This window comes from Pseudomonas sp. ok272, assembly GCF_900109995.1.
Lineage (GTDB): Bacteria > Pseudomonadota > Gammaproteobacteria > Pseudomonadales > Pseudomonadaceae > Aquipseudomonas.
Map to the genome: position 1 here is coordinate 142,978 of NZ_FOCB01000008.1, position 19,929 is coordinate 162,906.

Annotated in this window: 18 protein-coding genes and 1 tRNA gene; 9 read left to right on the plus strand and 10 right to left on the minus strand. The window is 59.3% G+C overall.

The annotated features are described in order from the left end of the window. Positions 1 to 182: 182 nt before the first annotated feature. Both rssB and rssC read left to right on the plus strand, forming a co-directional pair. Complete coding sequence (rssB, locus tag BMW74_RS13695) at positions 183 to 1,364, plus strand: two-component system response regulator RssB (RefSeq protein WP_093421464.1); 1,182 nt, start codon at positions 183 to 185, stop codon at positions 1,362 to 1,364. Next, positions 1,364 to 1,846 (plus strand): anti-sigma factor antagonist RssC, encoded by a 483-nt coding sequence (rssC, locus tag BMW74_RS13700; protein ID WP_093421055.1) that lies wholly within the window; start codon positions 1,364 to 1,366, stop codon positions 1,844 to 1,846. Before rssB ends, rssC begins: the two co-directional genes overlap by 1 nt. A 74-nt stretch (positions 1,847 to 1,920) precedes the next feature. Here rssC and tal read toward each other — a convergent pair whose 3' ends face one another. The 7 genes from tal to BMW74_RS13740 form a co-directional block, all read right to left on the minus strand. Beyond that, positions 1,921 to 2,847 carry a transaldolase gene (gene tal, locus BMW74_RS13705; protein WP_093421059.1) on the minus strand — a complete coding sequence of 309 codons (927 nt, stop codon included), beginning with the start codon at positions 2,845 to 2,847 and terminating at the stop codon, positions 1,921 to 1,923. Positions 2,848 to 3,023: 176 nt separating this feature from the next. Continuing rightward, on the minus strand, positions 3,024 to 4,034 hold the full coding sequence (gene dusA, locus BMW74_RS13710; RefSeq protein WP_093421064.1) for a tRNA dihydrouridine(20/20a) synthase DusA: 1,011 nt from the start codon (positions 4,032 to 4,034) through the stop codon (positions 3,024 to 3,026). Positions 4,035 to 4,367: 333 nt separating this feature from the next. Beyond that, a complete protein-coding gene (locus BMW74_RS13720) occupies positions 4,368 to 5,039 on the minus strand; it encodes a TetR/AcrR family transcriptional regulator (protein ID WP_093421070.1) in 672 nt (223 codons plus the stop codon). A 67-nt stretch (positions 5,040 to 5,106) separates the two neighbouring features. After that, positions 5,107 to 5,589 carry a MaoC family dehydratase gene (locus BMW74_RS13725; RefSeq protein WP_093421075.1) on the minus strand — a complete coding sequence of 161 codons (483 nt, stop codon included), beginning with the start codon at positions 5,587 to 5,589 and terminating at the stop codon, positions 5,107 to 5,109. 18 nt (positions 5,590 to 5,607) lie between these two features. Then, the gene (locus tag BMW74_RS13730; protein WP_093421080.1) at positions 5,608 to 6,171 is read right to left on the minus strand and encodes a MaoC family dehydratase; all 564 of its coding nucleotides are present in this window, start codon (positions 6,169 to 6,171) and stop codon (positions 5,608 to 5,610) included. A 95-nt stretch (positions 6,172 to 6,266) separates the two neighbouring features. Next, positions 6,267 to 8,057 (minus strand): AMP-dependent synthetase/ligase, encoded by a 1,791-nt coding sequence (locus BMW74_RS13735; RefSeq protein ID WP_175479218.1) that lies wholly within the window; start codon positions 8,055 to 8,057, stop codon positions 6,267 to 6,269. A 250-nt stretch (positions 8,058 to 8,307) separates the two neighbouring features. After that, positions 8,308 to 8,796 (minus strand): hypothetical protein, encoded by a 489-nt coding sequence (locus BMW74_RS13740; protein ID WP_093421089.1) that lies wholly within the window; start codon positions 8,794 to 8,796, stop codon positions 8,308 to 8,310. A gap of 175 nt (positions 8,797 to 8,971) precedes the next feature. Here BMW74_RS13740 and BMW74_RS13745 point away from each other — a divergent pair, with 175 nt between their 5' ends. From BMW74_RS13745 to BMW74_RS13765, 5 genes are all read left to right on the plus strand, one after another. Continuing rightward, positions 8,972 to 9,637 carry a ribonuclease T2 family protein gene (locus tag BMW74_RS13745; protein ID WP_093421094.1) on the plus strand — a complete coding sequence of 222 codons (666 nt, stop codon included), beginning with the start codon at positions 8,972 to 8,974 and terminating at the stop codon, positions 9,635 to 9,637. Between the two features lie 182 nt (positions 9,638 to 9,819). Beyond that, entirely contained in the window at positions 9,820 to 11,400 is a 1,581-nt protein-coding gene (locus BMW74_RS13750; protein ID WP_093421099.1) for a sensor domain-containing diguanylate cyclase, read from the plus strand. 184 nt (positions 11,401 to 11,584) lie between these two features. After that, entirely contained in the window at positions 11,585 to 12,457 is an 873-nt protein-coding gene (locus BMW74_RS13755; protein WP_093421104.1) for a prohibitin family protein, read from the plus strand. Between the two features lie 196 nt (positions 12,458 to 12,653). Beyond that, complete coding sequence (locus BMW74_RS13760) at positions 12,654 to 13,481, plus strand: arylamine N-acetyltransferase family protein (RefSeq protein ID WP_093421109.1); 828 nt, start codon at positions 12,654 to 12,656, stop codon at positions 13,479 to 13,481. 215 nt (positions 13,482 to 13,696) lie between these two features. Continuing rightward, positions 13,697 to 15,220 carry a nucleobase:cation symporter-2 family protein gene (locus BMW74_RS13765; RefSeq protein WP_093421114.1) on the plus strand — a complete coding sequence of 508 codons (1,524 nt, stop codon included), beginning with the start codon at positions 13,697 to 13,699 and terminating at the stop codon, positions 15,218 to 15,220. 135 nt (positions 15,221 to 15,355) lie between these two features. On the opposite strand, the gene BMW74_RS13770 is transcribed toward BMW74_RS13765, so the two are convergent. Next, positions 15,356 to 15,431, minus strand: a tRNA-Asn gene (locus tag BMW74_RS13770). A 253-nt stretch (positions 15,432 to 15,684) separates the two neighbouring features. On the opposite strand from BMW74_RS13770, the gene BMW74_RS13775 reads away from it, so the two are divergent. Then, positions 15,685 to 15,918: a hypothetical protein gene (locus tag BMW74_RS13775; protein ID WP_093421118.1), complete on the plus strand. Its 234-nt coding sequence runs from the start codon at positions 15,685 to 15,687 to the stop codon at positions 15,916 to 15,918. Here the strand turns inward: BMW74_RS13775 and BMW74_RS13780 are convergent. Together BMW74_RS13780 and BMW74_RS13785 are read right to left on the minus strand one after the other, a co-directional pair. Then, entirely contained in the window at positions 15,915 to 16,124 is a 210-nt protein-coding gene (locus BMW74_RS13780) for a hypothetical protein (protein WP_093421123.1), read from the minus strand. The two genes, BMW74_RS13775 and BMW74_RS13780, sit on opposite strands and share 4 nt — an antisense overlap. 134 nt (positions 16,125 to 16,258) lie before the next feature. After that, positions 16,259 to 17,455 carry an amino acid aminotransferase gene (locus BMW74_RS13785; RefSeq protein WP_093421128.1) on the minus strand — a complete coding sequence of 399 codons (1,197 nt, stop codon included), beginning with the start codon at positions 17,453 to 17,455 and terminating at the stop codon, positions 16,259 to 16,261. Positions 17,456 to 17,791: 336 nt separating this feature from the next. Between BMW74_RS13785 and uvrB the strand changes: the two genes are divergently transcribed. Beyond that, positions 17,792 to 19,807 (plus strand): excinuclease ABC subunit UvrB, encoded by a 2,016-nt coding sequence (gene uvrB / locus BMW74_RS13790; RefSeq protein WP_093421133.1) that lies wholly within the window; start codon positions 17,792 to 17,794, stop codon positions 19,805 to 19,807. The last annotated feature ends 122 nt before the right edge of the window (positions 19,808 to 19,929 follow it).

Genomic DNA, 19,929 nt, shown 5'->3' on the forward strand with positions numbered 1-19,929 from the left:
TTGAAACGCCTCGCGGATGGGAGTACCGTCTGCGCCTTAGAAGGGCACCTCTGATGAACATGCTTGTAGGGCAAATGCTCCAAAGCAGTGCGACAGAGAGGCTAGAAAGCGAATCCAGTAGTATGAGCCGGGCCCGTTGTCCTGCCAGCTACGCCAACCTAATTCTGGCGCCGTTTGCCCACATGCAAAAAACCAGTGCCACGCTGCTGATAATCGATGACGACGAAGTAGTGCGCGCGAGTCTCGCGGCCTATTTGGAAGACAGCGGGTTCAGCGTCCTACAAGCCAGTAATGGCCTGCAGGGGTTAGCGGTCTTCGAGCAAAACCATCCTGACCTGGTGATCTGCGATCTGCGCATGCCGCAGATGGGCGGGCTCGAACTCATTCGCCAGGTCACCGACCTTTCGCCGCAAACGCCGGTGATCGTGGTTTCGGGTGCCGGTGTGATGAACGATGCGGTCGAGGCGCTTCGCCTGGGCGCCGCGGACTACCTGATCAAACCGCTGGAAGACCTGGCCGTGCTTGAGCACTCGGTGCGCAGAGCCCTGGATCGTGCGCGGCTGCTCCTGGAAAACCAGCGTTATCGTATCAAGCTGGAGACGGCCAACCGCGAACTCGAAGCCAGTCTGAACCTGCTGCAGGAAGACCAAAACGCTGGTCGCCAGGTGCAGATGAATATGTTGCCGGTCAGCCCCTGGATGATCGACGAGTTCAAGTTCGCCCACCAAATTATCCCTTCGTTGTATTTGTCGGGTGATTTTGTTGACTACTTCCGGGTTGACGAGCGTCGGGTAGCGTTTTATCTGGCGGACGTCTCCGGGCATGGCGCGTCGTCGGCATTTGTCACCGTGCTGCTGAAGTTCATGACCACGCGCTTGCTGTTTGAATCCAAGCGCAACGGTACTTTGCCGGAATTCACGCCGTCGGAAGTCCTCGGCCATATCAACCGAGGCCTGATCAGCTGTAAGCTGGGCAAACATGTCACGATGGTCGGTGGCGTCATCGACGAGGAGACAGGTTTGTTGACCTATAGCATCGGCGGACACCTGCCGTTGCCCGTGTTGTACACACCCGACAGTGTGGGTTATCTCGAAGGCCGTGGCCTGCCGGTGGGTTTGTTCAATGAAGCCACCTATGAAGACCACGTGGTCGAGTTGCCGCCGGTGTTCAGCTTGACGCTGATGTCCGATGGCATTCTGGACCTTTTGCCAGAACCTACACTCAAAGAAAAAGAGGCTGCCTTGCCACAACGGGTAAGGTCAGCGGGCGGCAGCCTGGATGGTCTGCGGCAGATTTTTGGATTGGCCACGCTCGGGGAGATGCCGGATGATATCGCCCTGTTGGTGTTGAGCAGGAATCTTTAATGAGTACCGGTAGAATCCAGTTCGCCGAGCAGGACGGCACCTTCGTCCTGAAGTTCGTCGGTGAAGTTCGCCTGACCCTGTGTTCGGCGTTGGATGCGACTATCGAACGGATCTTCACCGCGTTGAACTTCAACGCCATCGTGATCGATCTGACCGAAGCTCGCAGCATCGACAGCACCACGCTGGGCCTGTTGGCCAAGCTCTCGATCATGTCGCGGCAAAAGGTCGGCCTGCTGCCGACTGTCGTCACCACCCACGAAGACATCACCCGTCTGCTCGAGTCCATGGGCTTTGAGCAGGTGTTCAACATCGTTGACCGCCCGGTGCCGTGTCCGGAGTGCTTGACCGACCTGCCAGACCAGGACCAGTCCGAGGAAGTCGTGCGGATCAAGGTGCTGGAAGCCCACAAGATCCTGATGGGGCTGAACGACTCCAATCGTGAGGCATTCCATGATCTGGTGAACGCGCTGGAGCGGCACTGATACTCCGCTAACCAGGCGCACAAAAAAGGGCGAATCCATCAAGGTTCGCCCTTTTTGCGTTTACCTGGCGTTGATTACAACTTGGCCTGCAGCAGCGCCTCCAGTTTTTCCTGGTCGCGGGCGAACTGACGGATGCCTTCGGCCAGTTTCTCGGTCGCCATGGCGTCCTCGTTCGACGCCCAGCGGAACTGTGCTTCGTTCAGGCTCTGGCGTGCTTCACCTGCATGGCCGGGTACCAGTTTGCGTTCCAGCTTGCCGGTGTCGGCGGCTAGCTTGTCGATCAGGTCCGGGCTGATGGTGAGTCGATCACAGCCGGCCAGTTGTTCGATCTGATTGAGATTGCGGAAGCTCGCGCCCATGACCACGGTCTTGTAGTCATTGGCCTTGTAGTAGTTATAGATGCGCGTCACCGACTGCACGCCGGGATCATCGGCGCCGCTGTAGTCATTGCCGTTGGCCTTTTTGTACCAGTCGTAGATACGCCCCACGAATGGCGAGATCAGGAACACCCCGGCCTCGGCACAGGCAGCAGCCTGGGCGAAGGAAAACAGCAAGGTCAGGTTGGTCTGGATGCCTTCGCGCTCCAGTTTCTCGGCGGTGCGGATGCCCTCCCAGGTGGAGGCGATCTTGATCAATACGCGCTCACGGCCAATGCCGGCTTTGTCGTACAACTCAATCAGGCGGTGCGCGCGCGCGAGCATTGCTTCGCTGTCGAACGACAACCGCGCATCCACCTCGGTGGAAATACGCCCCGGGATCACCTTCAGGATTTCCTGGCCTACCGAGACGCCAAAGCGGTCACTGGCCAAGCCCACATCACCCTTGCAATCATTGACGCTGGCGTTGAGCAGTTCGGCGTAGGCCGGGATGGCGGCGGCCTTGAGCAGCAGGGACGGGTTGGTGGTGGCATCGACCGGCTTGACGCGGGCGATAGCCTCGAAGTCGCCGGTATCGGCCACTACGGTAGTGAATTGTTTGAGTTGTTCCAGCTTGGAAGTCATGAGCGTGCTCTATCCTGTGGGTCTGATGACATTACCCGAGCGCCGACAACCACTCAAGGGCGCAAATGCGTAACAACGGCGTGGGCAGTAACATCCTGAAAACACCGGTTTGAAAGGTCTGGCCTGTCTAGTAACTACGATGTCAAAACAGGCCGCAGGTTCAACCGCAGTGACGGTTAACGCCCCTCAAGCAGCGCCGCCGCCTGGTCCAGCAAGGCCAGGGGTTCCTTGGTCTTGTGGATGTCCACTGACAGCAGCTGACGAAACTTTCTAGCCCCCGGGAACCCGCTGCCCAGGCCCAGTACATGGCGGGTGATGTGGTGCATCGAGCCACCCGCATCCAGGTGTGCGGCGATATACGGCCGCAGGCGGGCCAGTGCCTCAGCGCGGGTGATCACCGCAGCGGTGCTGCCGAATAACTGCTGATCCACCTCAGCGAGCACATAGGGATTGTGATAGGCCTCGCGGCCCAGCATCACGCCGTCAAACGTCTGTAAATGCTCGTGGCAGGCCTCCAGCGTCTTGATCCCACCGTTGAGAATGATTTCCAGCTCCGGGAAGTCGGTCTTCAACTGTGCTGCCACGTCATAACGCAGTGGTGGAATGTCCCGATTCTCCTTTGGCGACAAACCCTCCAAAATCGCGATCCGTGCATGCACGGTAAAACTGGTGCAGCCGGCATCGCGCACGGTCCCGACGAAATCACACAATTGTGCGTAGCTGTCGCGGCCATTGATCCCGATCCGATGCTTGACCGTCACCGGAATCGACACCGCGTCACGCATCGCCTTCACGCAATCGGCGACCAACTGCGGATGCCCCATCAGGCAGGCGCCAATCATATTGTTCTGCACCCGATCGCTCGGGCAACCGACATTGAGGTTCACTTCATCATAACCGTGCTCCTGCGCCATCCGCGCGCACGCCGCCAAGTCAGCCGGCACACTGCCGCCCAGCTGTAACGCCAAGGGATGCTCGGCGTCGTTGTGGCGCAGGAAGCGTTCGTGATCGCCGTTGAGCAGGGCGCCGGTGGTGACCATCTCGGTGTAGAGCAAGGCATGCTTGGAGAGCAGGCGCAGGAAATAGCGGCAGTGATGATCGGTCCAATCCATCATAGGGGCAACGCTAAAGCGCCGAGACAGTGCGGGACTTGATTCTGTTGGGCTAAAGCTCTGTTTTGGAATCATTTTACTCAACGTGTTTTCAGCGTGTTTTAGGGCGTGATCAGGTGATATTAACGGTCGCGGGTACAATGTACCCACTTAAAAACGACGTGTACCACTTTCAATAGGGGCGCGATCAGCCCCAGAAAGCGTGCCGATGGCACGGTCAGTTACATCGCTCGGATCCGGATTACACGCGACGGGTTGCAAGTCTACCAAGACAGCCAGATCTGCGCCTGGAAACAGGCGGCTCAAGCGCGGGTGCGGCGACGTGAGGCTGAGCTGGATCAGCTTGGCGCCATCGAATGGCCCAAGCGAAAAGGGGGCATCGCCATGAAATCAATCCGGTCTGCAGCCTCAGCCCGATGGCTCGGCGATATCACTTGAGCTTGAGATAGCCGTCAACACTCTAAATATCGCTGGGCGCAGGATTGTCGACTCGAAGTTCGATCGCTGGAGGGCTAGTTGGCCAATAACGTGGCCGTTGATGGTATTGATCAGCAATGCAGCATCCGCGTTTGGATCGGATGAGCCCAGGTTGGCCAGCGCTGCGTGCATAATCCGTGCATAAGCTCGCCCCCAGTCGTGTAAGACCGGGCGCAGTTCGGGGTGGCGAGCGGCCGCCAGATGCAGCTCGATGATGGTGATCCCCATACTGGGGTCTTCGATCATCTGTTGCGTCGAATGACGGGCGATCGCGGTTGCCAGTGATGCGAGTTCGACAGGTGTTGACACAAACTCCTGGAGCATCTCGGCAAGTGCTCGAATGTTGCGGTTGGCAACCAGCACCATGGCCTCGCGAATCAACTCCTCCCGCGTACCGAAGTAGTACGCCACGGAGCCGTGGCTCGCCGTTGCTTGCGCGACAACGGTTCTGAACGTGACCGACCCGGGCCCGTCTTTTACGATGATGCGCAGGGCGGCAGCGAGTAACGCATTGCGTCGCTCGGTCCCGCGAACGGTCAGGTTCGCGGGCGCTCTATTGGACTTCGATCGTACGCTGAAGTCGTCGTCAGAAGGCTTGCTCATAAGGCGTTATCGTTACCTGAAAATGGCCGATCCTAGCACAGGCCAAGACCGGCCATTTGTCCAGTGGTTATACCGCTTTAGCGCCGGGTTTTCGGGGCAGTCGCACATGCACTTCGCTGATGCCAACGATGTCTCCCTCCTGGTCGGTGGCCTCGACGGTAATGATCGCGAAGTCGTTGCCATTGTTCAGTACGTGCACATCGCGCACCTTGCCACGGCAGGTAATGGTGTTGCCCACCGGACCTGGCTTGGTGAACTTGCTGTCTACCAGGAACACATCGGCCAACGGGCCGAACGCGCGTAATACCGTCGATGCCATGAATGACATGTTCATCATGCCGTGCTGAACCGTTTTCGGCGTACCGAACACCTGGGCCCGCTCGCACCAGGCCGGGTTCATATGCACCGGATTGAGGTCGAGGCTGGCCAGGCCGTAACGATGAATCAGGTCCTGGGTGATTTCGTACACCAGCGGGTCCAGCGGGTCACCGGCCTTGAGGTCATCCAGGTAGGGAATGGGGCGGTCCAGTGCTTGGGTAGAATAGTGCATGGCTTAATCTCCTTAGTGTCAGGCGGTCGCGAAACGACGGACATCATGGGCGGTTGGAGGCAAGATCAGCGTCCCCGAGAACTCAACTTTCTTGCGCCCGTTTTGATTGGTCAAAATGGTGTGGGTGGTGATGTACGCCTTGTCGCGACGCCAGAAGCGGTCGCTGGTTTCCTGGGTCTGCGTCAAGCGGTCTCCCACGCGGATCGGCTCGATTACTTCGATCTTCTGGAACGGGTTGCGCGCCCCGGGCGTTCTGATCCAGGAGCCGGTGTCGCCTGGTTGCGCGAACCAGAAGGCGATGGTGGTGATGAATACCGGGTGCACAATGATCGTCCCGTGCGGTGCATGGCTGCGCGCGTATTCGGGATCGACGAAGAGTGGGTGCGTTTCCCCCAGCGACTTGTTGTAGGCCAGCACGTCCTCTTCGTGGACGACAAATGTGCGTGGGTTCTTGCGCATCTGGCCGACTTTGACCGTATCCCAGAACTCACATTGCTCCCAGGTGGCGAGGAAATCGCGTGAGAATCCGCGCTGCCGCTCAGTGTGTACCAGGTGCTCAAATACCTCGGTGTTTTGACTCATGGCGCATTGCTCCTGCGGTTAATTAGTTCTCCGGATGGAGAAGTATTGGTGCGTGAGAGGTCCCGGGGCGACACATTTCCCCTATTCGAGAGTGGCTAGTCGATGTACATCTGTTCGATGTTCTGGGCGTATTTGTGCTCTATCGCCTTGCGCTTGAGCTTCAAGGTGGCGGTGAGTTCATCGCCTGCGGCCGGCCATTCGGCGGCAAGGAGAGTGAAGCGCTTAACCTGCTCGACCCGGGACAGTCGCTGATTGCCACGCTCCACGCCGGCGGCGACCGCAGCCAAAACCTCCGGATGGGATGCCAGCGTGGTAATGGGCCCGGTTATTTGCCGTGCCGCTGCCCAGGCCTTCGCGTAATCAGGGTCGAGCACAATCAATGCGATGTTGTATGGGCGAGCATCACCGACAACGCATACCGAGCCAATCAATGGGTCGCCGGACTTGATCATGGCTTCGATATTGGCTGGGGACATGTTTTTACCGCTTGAGTTGATGATCAGCTCTTTTTTACGGTCGGTAATCCACAGATACCCGTCATCATCCAGCCGCCCGACATCACCTGTTCGATACCAGCCATCCTCGCTTAACGCTTCGGCGGTTTTCTCGGGTTGATGGTGATAGCCCTGCATGACCGGCAAACCCCGCAGCAGCACTTCACCGTCTTTGGCGATGGCTATTTGCATGCCGGGCACGGCCCGTCCGACGCTGCCAGGTTTGGACTGCCCCGGTTGTCCCATGGCGCCACACGCACAGGTTTCCGTTGCGCCATAGATGTTTCCGATCGGTAGACCCAGCGCGGCAAAGAACGCTAGAACATGCCGTGGCGTCGGAGCCGTGCCGGTGTTCAAAACCCGGGCTTGGTCGAGTCCAAGCTTGGCCCGCAGTGGTGCAAAGTAATCGGCGTCCGCTTGTCCCGATGCCGGGCTTGGGGATGAAGATGGTTGTGCCTCGCCATGAGCACTGAGCGCACGGTGCAGCTCTGCCTGGGCGTGTTCGGGTAATCGGGCAAAATCGGCCTCGATGCCGGCTTTTAGCTTCTCCCACAACCGTGGGACCGCAAAAAAATAGGTCGGCTTGACGATTGTGAGGTACACCGGCAGTAGTTTTTGATCGGGACAAATCGTGACTTCGACCCCGAAAAGGACCGCGCAGTAGTATTGTCCGACGCGGCCCGCAACATGAGCATGGGGCAGCCAGGAGATGATCCGCCCACCCTCGCCAAGCTGCATGATCGTGCCCATGCTTTGAGCAGCACTGAGCAGGTTCGCATGACTCAGGCGCACGCCTTTCGGCGCACCGGTAGTGCCCGAGGTATAAACCAATGTGAGAAGGTCTTCTGCGTGGACCGATTTCGCGGCCTCTGCCAGGGGAATGCGCTGACGGGTTGTTTTCATCAGTTGCCGCAGCTCAATGATCGGCCAGCGTGCGGTAGCGACCTGGGCGGGAAGATCATCGATGACGGCCACTGTGTCGAGCATGTCGAGGTATTTCTCGGCCTCGGTGAGTCGCCCGAGGAGACCCGCTTCGGTGATCAGCAAGTTTATCCCCGCGTCCCTGGTCATGTAGTCCAGTTGTTCGGGGGAGGACGTCGGGTACAGCGAAACGGGTACACCGCCGGCGGCGAGCACGGCTGCATCGGCAACGTAGAACTCCAGGGTGTTGCCCATCAGGAGGCCTACTGACTCGTCCTTCCTCACCCCGATTTCACGCAGCACCGCCGCCAAACGGCCGACCTGATCAGCGAACTCGCTACGACTCAAGGTCGTGACGGGATCCAGCGCACGTAAAAAGACCGCGTCTGGCGCGCGGGCAACGAAGTGATCCAGTTCATGCAGGAAATTTCGATGCCCCACGTCACAGGGACTCATGCTGGCGACCTTCATGAATATGTCCTTTGAGGGTGTTGTTATTATTTTATTCTCCATCTGGAGAATATTTGCGAGATACCTATCTGTCAACGCAGCATTGAATTTTATTCACCGAGTGGAAAAATTGGCGTGCAGGGCGCCTAGAGAATCTGGGGCGATTCAGTTAGGGCACATGGAGGTGTCGACTTCAGTCACAAAAATGGGCGGCCTTGGTAGGTCGCCCATTTTTTTGATCAGCGCAAAAGGGTGTGTACTAAGGCCGTGACTAGAGATCCAGGCCATCCTGGATCACCGCCAGAAAGGTGTCTTCATCGAGTCTCATCGGTGCCGGCTTCGGCTGGCCCGGGCCGGCGCTGGTCTGGATTTGCCATTGGGGCTCGCCGTGATCGTTCTCGATACGGTAGATGTAGCGTTCCTTGCCGTTGCCCAGGATGTCGACGCGTCCGGTGCCGCCGGCGATGAAGCGAGCGATGGGGTCGAGGGTGAGGGTCTTGTGGTTGCCTTCGATTTGCAGCTTGTCGATGGCGTAGTTGAAGGTGGCGCCTGTTGGCAGGCTTTCGAAGACGCGGGTCGGGACGCGGCGGATGCTCAGGCCCGCTTCGATCAGCGGTTCGAGCCACGTCTCAAGCACGTTGTACATCTCATAGACTTGCGTAGGCCAATGCTCGATCGCCGTGTCGTCACTGGCCTCCGCGTCAGCCCGAGTTCGTTGTTTTTGCTTCAGTTTTACGGCGAGCTCTTCGGCCTTACTCATTGCGATTTCCTATCGTGCACAGAGGGGGTTGTTAGCCACTTCACGTTACTTCACCTTAGGGGGAATTGGCCAGCCGCTTGCTGTCACAATGGGCTGTATCCCGATGTCTCGCCAGCGTCAGAACTTAGTGTAGGAGTTGCGACGATGGATTATTCGCCTCTGAAGGAAAGAGCCAATGAATAAACGCTATGTAGGGTTAGTGTTGTGCATGCTGATACTGGGTGGCGTCGGCATCAGCGGCGCTCGCCAGTCCCAGGAGAGCACGTCTCGCCCCGAGTCGGTGGCCGGGGTATTTGATTACTACCTGCTGGCACTGTCCTGGTCGCCGACGTTCTGCCTGACTCGCCCGGACAACGCGCAATGCACAGGCAAGGGCTACGGTTTTGTGTTGCACGGGCTATGGCCGCAGTACGCCAAGGGCGGCTGGCCGCAGTCGTGCGCGCCGATGACGCAGCTAACGCCATCTGAACGGGCGCAAGGGCGAGCGGTGTTCGTGACGCCGCAGCTACTCAAGCACGAATGGGCCAAGCACGGGACGTGCAGCGGCCTGGACGCCGCGGCATATCTGGAGCATGCCGACAAAGCCGTGGGGGCGGTAAAGGTGCCCGCGAAGTTGCAACCCTTCAATCGGGAGGTCTACTTTAAGGCACGGGACATAGCCCAGATGTTCCGTGAGAGTAATCCCGGCCTGCCCGTCGATGGTGTGGTGGTGATGTGTCGTGGACCGCAGTTGTCGGAGGTGCGGGTGTGCATGGACAAGGCGTTGTCGTTTCAAGCGTGTGGCAAAGGCGTCAGGAGTAATTGCCGCGCAGGGGATATTCGGGTGCCACCGGTTCGTTAGATTTGGGCCAGCGTGCGTTGAATGCGTGCGTCGGGTTCTGGCGGGCAAGTTGCACAGTCCTGTGCGACGGAGGCTTCGTATGGGCGTCTTGCTGTTTGCTCCTCGTCATCGCCGTAAGATAAGCTCGCCCGCATTAAGGGATCCGGGTGTTTGCTGGTGCCTTACTCTTCAAGGATGACGTTTTGCCTACCCCTATTCATGATCCGAATTACGCCCCTGGTGGGCCTCTAAAACGCTTGCCGCTGCGCAAGGCGGCGCTGCTATTCATTGGTGCGGTATGCCTGAGTTTGTGCGGCTTGCTGTATCTGCAACTGGAGCAGTCCCGCGAACACGACCTGAAAACCGCGCAACTGGCGTCGACGAACTTGACGCGGGCGATGGCCCAGCAGGCGCAGGACACCTTTCTGGAAGCGGACTTGGTGGTTACCAGCCTGGTCGACTGGATTCAGGCCGACGGCTATGACGCCACGCAAAACCCGCGTTTGCAACCCGCATTTGCGCGGCGCGCTCAGGTGCTGGGGCAACTGCACGGGTTGTTCCTGTTCGACAAGGACGGTCAATGGGTCGTGACATCCTTCGGCGATCTGCCGCGGCGCGGCGGTGTGGCGGATCGGGAGTACTTCAAGTTCCACCAACAGAACCCGCTTGCACAAACCCACATCGGGCCAGCGGTTCGCAGTCGGCAGAACGGCGAATGGATCATTCCGCTTTCGCGGCGGGTCAACGATCGAAATGGCGAGTTCCTGGGCGTGCTGCTGGCCGGGATCAAGATGTCGTACTTCGACCAGTTCTTTAAAAGCTTCAACCTCGATAACAACGGTGCGATGTTCTTGGCGCTGGCGGATGGCACGCTGCTGGCTCGACGCCCCTATGAGGAGGCGCTCATCGGTGAGTCCCTGGCCCAGGGCCAGATTTTCCAGAGGTACTTGCCACAGGCCTCGGCGGGGACCGCGATGATTCGCTCCGAGCTGGATGGAGTCACTCGTTTGTATGGCTATCGTCAGTTGGAGGCCTATCCGCTCGTGGTCTCGGCGGCAGCACCCGAGGAGGTGATTCTTCGTAGCTGGTATGCCAATGCCGTCCAGTCCAGTGTGATTGTGGCGCTGGTGGTGCTGGGCGTTGGGCTGTTCGGCTGGGTGTTTGTGCAGCAGGTGCGCAACGGCGAGCGGATCGAGACTGACTTGCGTGAGGCGCAGGCGCGCCTGGAAGTGATTGCGACCCACGACAGCCTGACCGGGCTGGGAAATCGTCGCTTGTTCGAGCGGGCGCTGGAGGTCGAGTTCGCGCGCGGCGCCCGTCAACAGCAGTCGTTGGCGCTGATCATGTTCGATATCGACTTCTTCAAGCGCTACAACGACGCCTATGGCCATGTGAACGGCGACCAGTGCCTGGCGCGGGTCGCTGACGTGGTCAAGCGTTGCTGTCAGCGCAAGTCCGACTTGGCGGTGCGCTACGGTGGTGAGGAGTTCGCCGTATTGTTGCCAGACACGGATGCGCAGGGGGCATTGGCGATTGCCGAGCAGATCCGTCACGCGATCAAGGAGGAGCAGATCATTCATTCCGGTTCGCCATCGGGGTATTTGACGGTGAGCCTGGGTTGCCACGCGTTTGTGCCGAAGGGCGGCGACAGCGTCGAGGTGTTTATCGAGCGTTCTGATACGGCGCTGTATCAGGCGAAGAACTTCGGTAGAAACCGTACGGTGGTGTCGGGCGACAACACGGCGGTCAATGAGCGTCAGGAAGCCGCTTCACTTCCGTCCTAGGTTCTTTTCAGAATCTTCTTACAGCGATCCCTTCGGTGATTGATTAGCCTTGCGAAGCTTTTGGCTGGCCAATACACGTCACCCATCATCGGGTGCTGTTCCGGGCATTGTGGCCCCTTGCGACGCTCTCAGAGGCGAGCGGGGGGGCAGTGTCTGAACGCAATCATCGCGGAGTCGCTTCTCTATGCAATTCAATACCTACAGCAGCAACAGCCTGAAAGTGGGCGGTGTTGCATTGTCGGCACTCGTCGTCGCTGCAATCGCATTCTCCAGTTTCTACACGGTCGATGAAAAGGAGCGCGGCGTTGTGCTGCGCAACGGTGCGTTGGTTGGCACCGCCGAGCCCGGGCTTGCGTTCAAGATCCCGCTGATCGAGACGGTGAAATTTATCAGCGTGCAGAATCAGACGAGCCACTACGCCAAGATGCAGGCGTACTCACAGGACCAACAGTCCGCAACGCTTTCTGTATCGGTCTCCTGGCATGTGGAGCCAGGTCAGGTTGCAGAGCTTTACAGAAGCTATGGCGAAGTCGACGCAATGGTCTCGCGCCTAATCAGCCGGCAAGTTCCGACTCAGGTAGAGAATGTCTTTGGTCGTTACACGGCTATTCGGGCGGTTCAAGATCGCGGCCAGTTCGTCACCGATGTGGCGAATGCCCTGAAATCGACCATTCATGGGCCGGTTAGCATTGATAGCGTGCAAATCGAGAACATCGATTTCTCGGACGCTTACGAGAAGTCTATCGAGGAGCGGATGAAGGCCGAGGTCCAGGTGAAGACCCGTGAGCAGATGCTGGCGACCGAGAAAATCCAGGCACAGATCCAGATCACCCAGGCCCAGGCTGAAGCCGACTCCAGGCTCGCGCAAGCCAAGGCCGACGCTGAGGCAACACGCTTGCGCGGGGATGCCGAAGCCGATGCGATCAGGGCCCGAGCGGCTGCCCTGGCCAGCAACCAGAATCTCGTCGAGTTGATCAAGGCTGAGCGTTGGGATGGCAAGTTGCCTCAGACCATGCTGCCAAACATGGTATTGCCTTTCCTCGATGCGAAAAAGTGATTGGCGCAACGCACTGCGCCTAGCGTCGTAGCGTGCGCCCCAACGGCTGGCGCATGTGCCGTACGGCCTGTGCGGTCTGGCGATGGATGAAATCAATTGTCCGTGCCCAGGGCACTTCTCGTATAACGTTGGCTCATCAGCAAGGCGTCGCGAAGCGTGAGGCGTGCGGCGCCTTTTCTTGAACCAGGAGCCTGTGATGAGCGTGCCCGTTCTGAGCGAAATCAGTCTGTACCTGCACCGCCTGGGTTACTCCGCACCACCAGCCCCGACCCTGGATACCCTGCGCACGCTGCAACTGCGTCATACCCGTACGTTCGTCTTCGAGAATCTCTCGCCCCTGGCGGGAGAGCCGGTGTTGCTGGACCTTGAGTCGATCCAGCGCAAGCTGCTGCACGACCGTCGCGGCGGCTACTGCTACGAGCTCAATTACCTCTACATGACCTTGTTGCAGCACCTGGGTTACGCGGTGCGCGGTATCACCGGGCGTGTGGTGATGAATACTGCCAAAGACGCCTGGGTGGCGCGCACCCATCGCCTGACCCTGCTGACTCTGGAGGGAGTGCGCTATATCACCGACGTGGGCTTCGGCGGCATGGTACCGACTGCACCGCTGTTGCTCGATACCGAAGACGAACAGGTCACGCCCCACGAGCCCTATCGCATCACCCAGCATGACGGCAGCTATACGCTGCACGCCAAGGTCGCCGGGCAGTGGTGGGCAATGTATGTGTTTGACCTGCAACGCCAGGGTGATATCGATTATGAGATCGGCAACTGGTACGTCTCGACCCATCCCCAGTCTCCGTTTTTGCAGCGCCTGATGGTGGCGCGTACCGGGGAGGGCGTGCGTCGGACCCTGAACAACGGGAGTTTTGCCATTCATCACATCGGTGCCCCCAGTGAGCGGCGAGAGATTACCGGCACGGTGGAACTGTTTGACCTGCTGGAGAGCGAGTTCGGTATTCGCGTGCCAAATCATCCGATGCTGGAGGAGGTCATTGCCCGGTTGATCGAGCCTGCGTGAGCAAAGTAGCGACGAGAAACGAAAAACCTGATCGGTTGGACAATTTTTTTGGTGGGCGGATTTCAGCGAAAAAGCGCGTGCTAGTGGGGTGCAAGCAGGTGGGGCTGGCTGCCTGTTCATAATGCGACTGGTAAGTTGTATACAATACTATGGACATTTATCTTTGGTATTGCATACAGTGCGCCCATAACAAAAAACCAGGGATCCCCCCCACGATGAAAACGCCCTCTGTTTCACACCAACGGCCTGAGGATGAAAACCTTGGCGTCGGCGCGAATATGGCCTACGGCCTGCAACACGTTCTGACCATGTATGGCGGTATCGTTGCGGTACCACTGATCATCGGCCAGGCCGCCGGGCTTTCTCCGGCAGATATTGGTTTGTTGATTGCGGCATCGTTGTTTGCAGGGGGGTTGGCGACACTGCTGCAAACCCTGGGTGTACCTTTTTTTGGTTGTCAGCTGCCGCTGGTACAGGGTGTTTCGTTTTCCGGCGTTGCCACCATGGTGGCGATTGTCAGCAGTGGCGGCGAAGGTGGTTTTCAGTCGATTCTCGGGGCGGTGATTGCCGCATCCTTGATTGGCTTGCTGATTACGCCGGTGTTCTCGCGCATTACCAAGTTCTTCCCACCCCTGGTCACCGGCATTGTGATCACCACCATCGGCCTGACGCTGATGCCGGTCGCGGCACGCTGGGCCATGGGTGGCAACAGCCACGCCGAGAGCTTCGGCAGCATGGAGAACATCGGCCTGGCGGCGGTGACCCTGATGCTGGTGTTGCTGCTCAGCAAAATCGGCAGTGCGACCATCTCGCGCTTGTCGATCCTGCTGGCCATGGTGATCGGCACGCTGATCGCGGTGTCCCTCGGCATGGCGGACTTTTCCAGCGTCACCGAAGGTCCGATGTTCGGTTTCCCGACACCGTTTCATTTCGGCATGCCAACCTTTCACTTCGCCGCCATCCTGTCGATGTGCATCGTGGTCATGGTGACGTTGGTGGAAACCTCGGCAGACATCCTGGCCGTCGGTGAAATCATCGACACCAAGGTCGACTCCAAGCGCCTGGGCGATGGCCTGCGCGCTGACATGCTGTCGAGCATGATTGCGCCGATCTTTGGTTCCTTTACCCAAAGCGCATTCGCTCAGAACGTCGGGCTGGTGGCGGTGACGGGGATCAAGAGTCGCTTTGTGGTGGCCACGGGCGGCATCTTCCTGGTGGTCCTCGGCTTGCTGCCCTTCATGGGGCGGGTCATCGCTGCAGTCCCGACCTCCGTGCTCGGTGGCGCCGGTATCGTATTGTTCGGCACCGTGGCGGCGAGCGGAATCCGTACGTTGTCCAAGGTCGACTACCGTAACAACGTCAACCTGATCATCGTTGCGACCTCCATCGGCTTTGGCATGATCCCGATTGCCGCACCGAACTTCTACGACCACTTCCCAAGCTGGTTCGCCACCATCTTCCATTCGGGCATCAGTTCGTCGGCGATCATGGCGATCCTGCTCAACCTGGCCTTCAACCACTTCACCACCGGCAACTCGGACCAGCAGTCGGTGTTCGCTGCCGGCACTGAGCGTACCCTGCGCTTCCAGGATCTGGCAGCCTTGCGCGAAGGGGACTACTTCGCCGATGGCAAACTGCACGATTGTGATGGCAAGGAGATCCCAGTGGTGGTGGATGAGCACGGTCACGGTGCGCCGGAGCATCGTCCGGCACATGCCAAAAGCGGTGAGCATGTCTGACCGCGTAACCGAGTAAAAAAGGGCCAGCCCGTCGAGTGGACGGGCCGGTCCTTTTTCGTTGAGTGGTGCGGCGTTTTCGTCGCCCACAAAAAAGCCCCTGATCTTTCGATTCAGGGGCTTTTTGTTGTTGCTGTCTGGCTCCACGACCTGGACTCGAACCAGGGACCCAGTGATTAACAGTCACTTGCTCTACCAACTGAGCTATCGCGGAATGCGCCGTATGTTACTGATTAAAAAGAACAAGTCAACAATTTATTGTGTGCGCGGTGGTTTTTCCCGGTGAGCGGTCGTAATGAGCCGGCGAGAAGGGCATTGCCATGATTGATGGTTACCAGAACGCCAGAGCCGGTCTACCATGGCCGCCCGGAAGTGGTTTCACGCGCTGCCGGCCCTCAGCCGAAAAAGGTAAGCGCCATGACTCACCAACCGTTACCCACGATTAATCTTCTCAGTGGGGTGCTTTCATGAGCATCGCCCAGATCAGCCTGCCCAAGGGCGTGGGTCCCCATGCAGAAAAACTCTTCGATGCCATCACCCAGGCCAGCACCGCCGCTGAGCTGAACCGTGCCGGGGGCAAGGCCGAAGGTTTTGTGCTGGGGCTGGAAAGTACCAAGGCAATCAAAAGCCAAGTCGCCGAGTCGCTGTATGTCGTTTATGACGACGCCGCGAGTCAGCGTGCAAGTGAACTGGCGAGCTAGCCGCCGAAGGTCAGGGTGCCGAGCATGAACTTGGCATACAGCGCGGTGGCGGCCAGTTGCACCAGCCACAGGGCCAGGCCGCCGAGAAACACCCCGCTCGCCACTTGCAGTACCAGGTTGCTCCCGCGCTTGGTCGGGGGGCGAGGGGTGAAGTGCTGCAGTTCGTCGTCGCGGTCGGCGCGCAGGTCAAGATCATGGTTTTTCATGGGGGCTCTCGCAGGCATTCGGGTGTATTCAACGTCGCTTGATAGGTAGGCAGTCTAGAGGTTGTGCAGAGGTTTCAGAGGCAAATAAAAACGGGAAGCCCAAAGGCTTCCCGTTTTTCGTATCACGCAACGACTCAGATCACCGCGACGATAGCCTTGGTCACCACGTCGATGTTGCTCTGGTTCAGCGCGGCCACGCAGATGCGGCCGGTGTCCAGGGCATAGATACCGAACTCGCTGCGCAGGCGGGTCACTTGCTCAACCGTCAGGCCAGAGTAGGAGAACATGCCACATTGGCGACCGACGAAGCTGAAGTCGTGATCCGGTGCGAGCTTGGCCAGGGTTTCAACCATCTGGATCCGCATGCCGCGAATGCGCAGGCGCATTTCGGCCAGTTCCTGTTCCCACTCGGCACGCAGCGCTGGGCTGTTGAGCACGGCGGCCACGATTGTTGCGCCGTGGGTCGGTGGGTTGGAGTAGTTGGTGCGGATCACGCGCTTGACTTGCGACAGGACGCGCGCGCTTTCTTCCTTCGACTCGCTGACGATGGACAGTGCGCCCACACGTTCGCCGTACAGCGAGAACGACTTGGAGAACGAGCTGGAGACAAAGAAGTTCAGGCCGGACTCAGCGAACAGACGCACTGCCGCCGCGTCTTCGTCGATGCCGTCGCCAAAGCCCTGGTAGGCCATGTCGAGGAATGGCACGAGGTTCTTCGCCTTGACCACTTCCAGTACGTCCTTCCAGTCCGCTGGGGTCAGGTCGACGCCGGTCGGGTTATGGCAGCAGGCGTGCAGCACCACGATGGCGTTGGCTGGCAGGGCGTTGAGGTCTTCCAGCAGGCCGGCACGGTTCACATCGTGAGTCGCGGCATCGTAGTAGCGGTAGTTCTGCACCGGGAAACCGGCGGTTTCGAACAGGGCGCGGTGGTTTTCCCAGCTTGGGTCGCTGATGGCCACAACGGCGTCGGGCAGCAGTTGCTTGAGGAAGTCGGCGCCGATCTTCAGGGCGCCAGTGCCACCAACGGATTGGGTGGTGACGACACGGCCAGCCGCCAGCAGCGGCGAATCAGCGCCAAACAGCAGCTTTTGCACGGCCTGGTCGTAGGCGGCAATACCGTCGATTGGCAGATAGCCACGGGAAGCGTGTTGAGCGGCCCGAATCGTCTCGGCTTCGACAACGGCGCGCAGGAGTGGAATTTTCCCTTCCTCGTTGCAGTAAACACCGACCCCCAGGTTGACCTTGTTGGTACGAGTGTCAGCGTTGAATGCTTCGTTGAGGCCCAGGATAGGATCGCGTGGTGCCATTTCGACAGCGGAGAACAGGCTCATTATTGCGGCGGCTCTGAATGGAATGTGGAGGGACGTGTGGCGCTCCAGCCGAATGCACTAGAGCGGTGCACAAACGGGGAGCAAGTATAGGGCTCATCACCGGGCAGAGCGACAGGCGTTTGTGCTTTTCGGGCAAGTTTCTCGGTTTATTTTTCGGCCGTTCGTCGTAGGGCCATGGCAGGCGCTGATGACACATGTAGGACGTTTGCCTTGAAACTAGCGGCATTCGCCACCACATCAACGGGTATCATGATTTTTCCCTGCGACATACGTCGCGAGCGCCGTTCATCCGTGTCGCCCGGTTTGCCCGTGCCGGATTGAACCCAGAGGTCCGTTATGTCCGAATTCCAGCTCGTCACCCGCTTCCAGCCCGCTGGCGATCAGCCGGAAGCCATCCGCTTGCTGGTCGAGGGCATCGATGCCGGGCTGGCGCACCAGACGTTGTTGGGGGTGACCGGTTCCGGCAAGACCTTCAGCATCGCCAACGTGATCGCACAAGTGCAGCGCCCGACCCTGGTGCTGGCGCCGAACAAGACCCTGGCCGCGCAGTTGTACGGTGAGTTCAAGGCATTCTTCCCGAACAATGCCGTCGAGTACTTCGTTTCCTACTACGACTACTACCAGCCCGAAGCCTACGTGCCGTCGTCCGATACGTTCATCGAGAAGGACGCCTCGATCAACGACCACATCGAGCAAATGCGGCTGTCGGCGACCAAGGCCCTGCTGGAGCGCAAGGATGCGATCATCGTCACCACGGTGTCGTGCATCTACGGCCTGGGCAGCCCCGAAACCTACCTGAAAATGGTGTTGCACATCGATCGCGGCGACAAGCTCGATCAGCGCGCCCTGGTGCGCCGCCTGGCCGACCTGCAATACACCCGCAACGACATGGACTTTGCCCGCGCCACCTTCCGCGTGCGCGGCGATGTGATCGACGTCTACCCGGCTGAATCCGACCTGGAAGCGATCCGCATCGAGCTGTTCGACGACGAGGTGGAAAGTCTCTCGGCCTTCGATCCGCTGACCGGCGAGGTGATCCGCAAGCTGCCGCGTTTTACCTTCTACCCCAAGAGCCACTACGTGACACCGCGCGAAACCCTGCTCGGCGCCATCGAGGGGATCAAGGTCGAATTGCAGGAGCGCCTGGACTACCTGCGCTCCAACAACAAGCTGGTGGAAGCCCAGCGCCTGGAACAGCGCACCCGGTTTGACCTGGAGATGATCCTGGAGCTGGGCTACTGCAATGGCATCGAAAACTATTCGCGCTACTTGTCCGGCCGCGACTCCGGGCAGGCCCCGCCAACCCTGTTCGATTACCTGCCGGCCGACGCCTTGCTGGTGATCGACGAATCCCACGTCAGCGTGCCGCAGGTGGGCGCGATGTATAAAGGCGACCGTTCGCGCAAGGAAACCCTGGTTGAGTACGGCTTCCGCCTGCCGTCGGCGCTGGACAACCGGCCGATGCGTTTCGATGAGTTTGAAAGCATCAGCCCACAGACGATTTTTGTCTCGGCCACCCCCGGCAACTATGAGGCCGAACATGCCGGCCGAGTGGTCGAGCAACTGGTGCGGCCGACCGGGCTGGTAGACCCGCAAATCGAAATCCGCCCGGCGTTGACCCAAGTCGACGACTTGCTCTCGGAAATCGGTAAGCGCGTGGCGCTGGGGGAGCGGGTGCTGGTGACCACGCTGACCAAGCGCATGTCCGAAGACTTGACCGATTACCTGGCCGATCATGGGGTCCGGGTGCGTTATCTGCACTCGGACATCGACACGGTGGAGCGGGTCGAGATCATTCGCGACCTGCGCCTGGGCACCTTCGATGTGCTGGTGGGGATCAACCTGCTGCGTGAAGGCCTGGACATGCCGGAGGTGTCGCTGGTGGCGATCCTCGATGCCGACAAGGAAGGTTTCCTGCGCTCCGAGCGTTCGCTGATCCAGACCATCGGCCGGGCGGCGCGTAACCTCAATGGCCGGGCGATCCTGTACGCTGACCGCATCACCGGCTCCATGGAGCGGGCGATTGGCGAGACCGAGCGGCGTCGCGAAAAGCAGATCGCCTTCAACCTGGCCAATGGCATTACCCCCAAGGGGGTGTTCAAGGACGTCGCCGACATCATGGAAGGCGCTACCGTGCCGGGTTCGCGCAGCAAGAAGCGCAAGGGCATGGCCAAGGCCGCCGAGGAGAGCGCCAAGTACGAGAACGAACTGCGCTCGCCGAACGAGATCGCCAAGCGCATCCGCGTGCTGGAAGAGAAGATGTACCAGTTGGCCCGCGACCTGGAGTTCGAGGCCGCGGCCCAGACCCGCGACGAAATCGCCAAGATGCGCGAGCGGTTGTTGGCGGTTTGATCGTCAGCGCCGGATAGGGGATCTTCGCGAGCAGGCTCGCTCCCACACTGATCTTCAGTGGCCTCAAATGTTGTGCCTGGCTTGGATCCTTTATGGGAGCGAGCCTGCTCGCGATAGGGCCA